We start from the raw sequence: 5,477 nt of genomic DNA on the forward strand, positions 1-5,477 counted from the left end.
ACCCCGGCCCCTGCGCCACCTGCCCCTGACCGCAAACCGGTAGCCGGGCGCCGGTAGGCGGTCGCCAGTCGCCGGTCGCCGCTTGTCGGTCGCCAGTCGCCAGTCGACGCTCGCCAGTCGCCGGTCGCCGGTCGCCAGCCGACGCTCGCCGGTCGCCGGTCGCCGCTCGCCAGTCGCCAGTCGCCCCGCGCCCGCCACTGCTCACAGAGCACCGGCCACCGGCCGCCTGCCACCGAGCACCCAGCCCAGCGCCCAGCACCCAGCAGCATTCCGCGTGCTCTACATTCGACCTCGAAGGCGGACAGCGGACAATCTCCCGCTTCGCGCTCCGCCCACGTCATGACGGCAACGGCTGGATCGCCTCAATCAGCCGCCACTGGAGCCTGGACGGCCCCAACCCGCGTTAGCACCCGGCCTCATCCTGATCGACAAGTCATCGCTTCTGTCGAGACGGCACGCTGGTGACCCCGGCGTTCCCGTTCGGATTCGATGCTGCGGCCTCGTCTGTGAATTCCGACTTCAACTGACGAGAAACCGGCGGCCACCGCCGCCGTCCGCTCGCCCTATCCGAAAGCGCCGTCCGCCATGAACCGTCCGATGTCCTCGAACGCCAGCCCCCACTCCCCTAGCGCTTCATCAGCGTCTTGGCCGGCGACTGGGGACAGCGGTGACGCGGCCCTACCCGGCGTACGCGACAACCGCGGCGCGGGTCCCGGCTGAGGCCACTGACCGTCCACATCGATGAACGTGCCACGAGCAACATTGTGCGGATGGGCATGCGCCTCGAACGGTCCGAGTACCGGTGTGACGCAGGCGTCTGAGTCGGCGAACTGCGCCGACCATTCGTCCCGCGTCCGGGTGAGGAAGATCGCCGCCAAGCGCTCCTGGACCTCGGGCCACGCGTCACGATCGTGCTGACGCCGCACGAGTTCGGTGGCGTCCGGGACACCGAGGCCGTCCAACAACTCAGCCCAGAACTGCGGTTCCAGCGCGCCGACCGCGATGAACCGGCCGTCCGAGCACTCGTACGCAGCATAGAAGGGAGCTGATCCATCGAACAGATTCCGGCCACGGCGATCGTCCCACAGTCCCGCGCCTCGCAAGGTATGCAGAACGGAGGTGAGCAGCGCCGTCCCGTCCACCATCGCGGCGTCGACCACCTGTCCGGCACCGGACCGGTCACGTTCCCAGAGCGCGGCAAGGACGCCGACGACGAGCAGCATCCCGCCGCCGCCGAAGTCGGCCACGTAGTTCAGCGGCGGCAGCGGCGGCCCGGACGCCGGGCCGAGCGGCTCCAGCGCGCCGGCGATCGCCAAGTAGTTGATGTCGTGCCCAGCGCGCTGTGCCAGCGGACCGTCCTGGCCGTAGCCGGTCATCCGGGCGTAGATCAACCGGGGGTTACGGGCGAGGCAGGGTTCTGGCCCGATGCCGAGCCGTTCGCACACGCCCGGGCGGAAGCCTTCGATGAGCACGTCGGCCTGCTCGGCGAGCCGCAGCACCATCTCGGCGCCGACCGGACGCTTGAGGTCGACGGCGATCGAACGTCGCCCCCGGGTGAGCGGGTCAACGGCAGGGGTCTGCGCAGTTGAGGAAGGATCTTGCCGCAACCGTGGCTGCAACTCTGGCTGGGGCTGCTCGCGCTCGTCCTTCTTCACCGGCGCCGGGGCGCGGTCGATGCGGAGGACTTCCGCGCCGAGGTCGGCGAGCACCGTGCACGCGAAGGGCGCGGGTGCGAGGCTGGCGATCTCCAGGACGCGCAGTCCGGCCAGGGGTCCCGATCCGTGCTCGTGTGCGCTAGGCATTGCGCAAGCGTAGTTCAGCGCGGGAAGCACGAAGCCGCCCGCGGAGAACAGAGTTCCCCTTGGGCGGCCGGGTGCGAACTGTTGTGCGTGCCGGGCTCAGTTGCTGAAGAAGTTCCAGCTGAGCGAGCCGTGCGTGCCGGAGTGCGCCGAGTGGGCCGCGAGCAGCAGGAACACTGCGATGTCGGCCGCGCCGAGCAGAATGCCCAGCACCGCGCGGAACCGGCGGCTCCGGTCGGAGCGCACGCCGATCACACCGAGCACGATGGCGAGCGGGCCGAGCACGAGGTTCGCCACAAGCAGGCCGACGAGGCCGCAGACGAACGAGACGGCCGCGAACGGGATCGGCTTCGACGTCGTCGGCGTTGCTCCCGTCGCTCCGGCCTGGCCGCGCGCACCACGCGAGCCAGGGAGCGCCGTGGCGGACGACTTGGCGGTTGCGGTGGCGGAGCTGCCGGCGGCCGGTCCGGACTGCACCGGACGGTCGGCGAGCCGCGTGCCCGCGCCTGAGTTCTCGGTCTGCTCAGCCACGGCGCGCCGCCTCTCCGTCGCCACGGCGGGCGGCCAGGCTGCGACCCGCGTAGATCAGCAGCCAGGCGCCGATGACGGCCGCCAGCACGAGGCCGACCGGGCTCGTCACGAACGCCAGCGCCCCCACGAATACAGCGAGCAGCACCATGGCGATCATCAAAGCGATCATGATGCCTCCCCTTCCCGAACTGCGGTCGAAGACCATGGTCTCCGATCGCGACTTCAGATTCCGTAACACTTGTTCACTGAAATCCAGTGTACGCTACCTCAAGAGAGCGAACAGTCGTTCACCGAGTGAGTTGGGTCACAGCATGGCCGAGATCGAGACCTCGAGCACTGAAACGGCAGCGGCCGGGACGGTCATCGGCGCGTCCGTGCCACTGACCGGCGTGCGCAGCGCCAAGAAGCTGGCGACGCGTCAGACGCTGCTGGACGCCGCACTTCGGTTGATGGAGCAGCAGAGTCTCAGCAGCCTGGGACTGCGCGAGGTGACGCGCGAGGCGGGTATCGCGCCGGCAGCGTTCTACCGGCACTTCGCGGATCTCGGCGAGCTCGGCGTGGCGCTGGTCGAGGAGTCGCTCGGGAGCATGCACGAACTGATTCGGGACATCCGCACGCCGGACGCGGAGACCGAAGACGTCATGCGGCGCACGGTCGACGTCGTGGTCGCGCACGTGCGCGCCAACGTCCCGCACTTCCGCTTCGTAGCGCGCGAGCGGCACGGCGGCGTCGCAGCGGTGCGCGCGGCCATCGCCGCACAGCTCGACACGTTCATCGACGAGCTCGTCGAAGACCTGAAGCTCCAGCCGGAGTCGGAGGGCTGGGACAGCCAGGAGCTGCGCGTACTCGCCCGCCTCTACGTCAACGTGATCATGCTGACGGTCGCCGATCTCCTCGACTCGGGCCTAGAGAATCCCCTGGAGGAAGCACGCATCGTCGCCGAAGCCCTGACACAGTTGCGCCTGGTCACGGTCGGCCGCCTGCACTGGCCAACCGACCGGCCGTAAGCCGCAGAGGCAACAACTCGGCCAGCCAGCCAGACGGCCAGCCACCGTACCCAAGGACAAAGGGGCGGCGAGTCGACAGGTTAGCCACCGTCGGCGAAACGACAGAAGCGGACAACCTGGCCAGCCCAGCCACCGTACCCGAGGGGCATCGACTCAACGGGTGGGTGGCCGTAGGCAAAGCGACATAAGCAGACAACTCGGCCAGACGGCCAGCCACCGTACCCAAGGGGGCGGCGCCTCGACAGGTGGCCGCCGCCGGTAACGGGACGGCGAGTCGGCTGGCTGTACAACTCTCGGAACCGGCCAGCTGTTCATTTTCGGAATCGGCCAGCTGTTCATTTTCGGAATCGGCCGGCTGTTCGCTTTCGGCGACGGGGCGGCCGACCCTGACGGTTCGGCGCCGTACGCGAGAGGGGCTGGAATCAGCAGGTCAGTCGCCGTCGGCGAGGGCGGCGGCGCGCTCGGCGGGGGTGAAGCCGTAGCCCTGGCCGGAGCGGCCGCGCGTCATTGCATTGCTCACCGCGGCCAGCGAGCTTGCGGTTCCGGCCGGCGAGGCGCGGAACGTCAGGGCGTGCTGGGCAGGGATGCCGTAGCTCGTCGCGACCTGAACCGCGTCCATGTTGGCGCCGATGAGCAGCGTCTGCCAGCCGTAGACATCCTGCTGGTGCGTGATGATCTCCTGGATCTGCGGGCGCTTGTACTCGCGCGATGCATTCTCCATACCGTCCGTCGCGATAACGGCTATGACCGCGCCGGGGCGGTCGTGCTCTGCGAGCGAGGCCAGCCACTCGCCCTCCTGCGCGAAGGCGAAGCCGATCGCGTCCAGGAGCGCGGTGCCGCCGCGCGGAACGAGCCGGTATGCGGGGGCCTCGGCGAGCGGGACGTGGGCGAAGACGACGTCGTGTTCGGTGTCGAATTGGTACAGCGACGCCGTGGCCCATCCGCTACCGCCGTCACCGGCGCTACCACCGTCGCCACCACCCGCGGCGGCGCCGTCAACTTGGCCGGTGAACAGGGCGTTGATGCCCTTCTCGGTCGCCGCTTTACACGCGTGCATGGAGCCCGAGCGGTCGACGATCATGATGATGTGCCGATAGTCAGGGTTCGTCATGGCTCGATTGTGCTCTGCCGAGCGGGACAGTGCGGCGGACGAATGTGGCAGACTGGGGATTCGAACCTTCTACACATTCGTAGCATGTCAGAGGCACCATTCCGGCAACCATCTCAGGCGGGAGGACGCGTGCGACGCGAGCGGCCAGGCGGCGGACCGGGCGACCGAGGGGACGACGGGCCGACGCTGCCCGAACAGGGCGGCGCCGGACGGCGGGCGGCCGGCGAGCTGGAGTCGGCGGTCCTCGGCGTGCTGTGGAACGCCCGGGAGCCGTTGAGCCCGGGCGAGGTGCGTGAGCTGCTCGCTCGTACGGACGGGACGGGCGCGGCGCTCTCGTACAGCACCGTCGTCACGATCCTCACCCGGCTGCACGAGAAGGGCTCGCTCTCCCGCCATCGCGACGGGCGCGCGTTCAGGTACGCGCCGGTGTCGGACGAGGCGGGGCTCGAAGCGCGGCGGCTGTCGCAGCTCCTCGACCGATCTGCCGATCGGGAGGCTGTCCTCAGCAGGTTCGTCGCCGATCTGTCCGAGCGAGATGAGGAGCTACTGCGATCGCTTCTCGGTGGCGCCGCGGACGGACTCATCGACCCGCAGTGCGCGAACGGCGGAAGCACGGCCGCCGGTCACGGGCACCGGGGCAGCCACAACGGCCCGGGCCACAATCCGGAGGGCGCGAACGGCGGAAGCATGGCCGCCGGTCACGGGCTCGAGGGCGGTGGCAACGGCGTGGGTTCCAGCGGGCCTGGCGGTGATGAGGGGAAGAGCCGCTGACTGCGGTGAGAAGCTATGCGCGTCCTGATTCTGTTGTCGCTTCTTTTCCCGCTGGCGGCGGGGCCGCTGGCCAGGGGCGTAACCTCGCGTGTCGAGCCGATGGTGGGTACGTGGGTGATGACGGGTGCCGCGCTGCTGCTTGCGGGGACTAGTTGCGGGGCGCTGGGGCTGCTGGTGCTTTCGCCGCTGGTGAAGATGGCGTGGGTCGCGCGGCTTGGGCATTGGTCGTCGTCGATCGTGGCGGGGGCGGGACTGCCG

At 69.5% G+C, this 5,477-nt stretch carries 6 protein-coding genes and 1 pseudogene; 3 read left to right on the plus strand and 4 right to left on the minus strand.

Going from position 1 to position 5,477, the window contains the following annotated elements; all coding sequences use genetic code 11:
• Nucleotides 1–563: 563 nt before the first annotated feature.
• From KDK95_RS33805 to KDK95_RS33815, 3 genes are all read right to left on the minus strand, one after another.
• Entirely contained in the window at nt 564–1,802 is a 1,239-nt protein-coding gene (locus KDK95_RS33805) for a CaiB/BaiF CoA transferase family protein (RefSeq protein WP_212522447.1), read from the minus strand.
• A gap of 96 nt (nt 1,803–1,898) precedes the next feature.
• Nucleotides 1,899–2,330, minus strand: coding sequence for a hypothetical protein (locus KDK95_RS33810; protein ID WP_212522441.1), 432 nt, complete (start codon nt 2,328–2,330; stop codon nt 1,899–1,901).
• Nucleotides 2,323–2,499, minus strand: a complete 177-nt coding sequence (locus KDK95_RS33815; protein ID WP_212522442.1) for a hypothetical protein — start codon at nt 2,497–2,499, stop codon at nt 2,323–2,325. Before KDK95_RS33815 ends, KDK95_RS33810 begins: the two co-directional genes overlap by 8 nt.
• Between KDK95_RS33815 and KDK95_RS33820 the strand changes: the two genes are divergently transcribed.
• Nucleotides 2,477–3,337, plus strand: coding sequence for a TetR family transcriptional regulator (locus KDK95_RS33820; RefSeq protein WP_212522443.1), 861 nt, complete (start codon nt 2,477–2,479; stop codon nt 3,335–3,337). The genes KDK95_RS33815 and KDK95_RS33820 overlap by 23 nt on opposite strands.
• Nucleotides 3,338–3,767: 430 nt before the next feature.
• On the opposite strand, the gene KDK95_RS33825 is transcribed toward KDK95_RS33820, so the two are convergent.
• Complete coding sequence (locus tag KDK95_RS33825) at nt 3,768–4,448, minus strand: vWA domain-containing protein (RefSeq protein WP_212522444.1); 681 nt, start codon at nt 4,446–4,448, stop codon at nt 3,768–3,770.
• Between the two features lie 129 nt (nt 4,449–4,577).
• Between KDK95_RS33825 and KDK95_RS33830 the strand changes: the two genes are divergently transcribed.
• Nucleotides 4,578–5,219, plus strand: coding sequence for a BlaI/MecI/CopY family transcriptional regulator (locus tag KDK95_RS33830; RefSeq protein WP_212522445.1), 642 nt, complete (start codon nt 4,578–4,580; stop codon nt 5,217–5,219).
• 15 nt (nt 5,220–5,234) lie between these two features.
• Nucleotides 5,235–5,477, plus strand: a pseudogene (locus KDK95_RS33835) (M56 family metallopeptidase); the annotation flags it as partial.

The organism is Actinospica acidithermotolerans, from assembly GCF_018139625.1.
Taxonomy (GTDB): Bacteria; Actinomycetota; Actinomycetes; order Streptomycetales; family Catenulisporaceae; genus Actinospica; species Actinospica acidithermotolerans.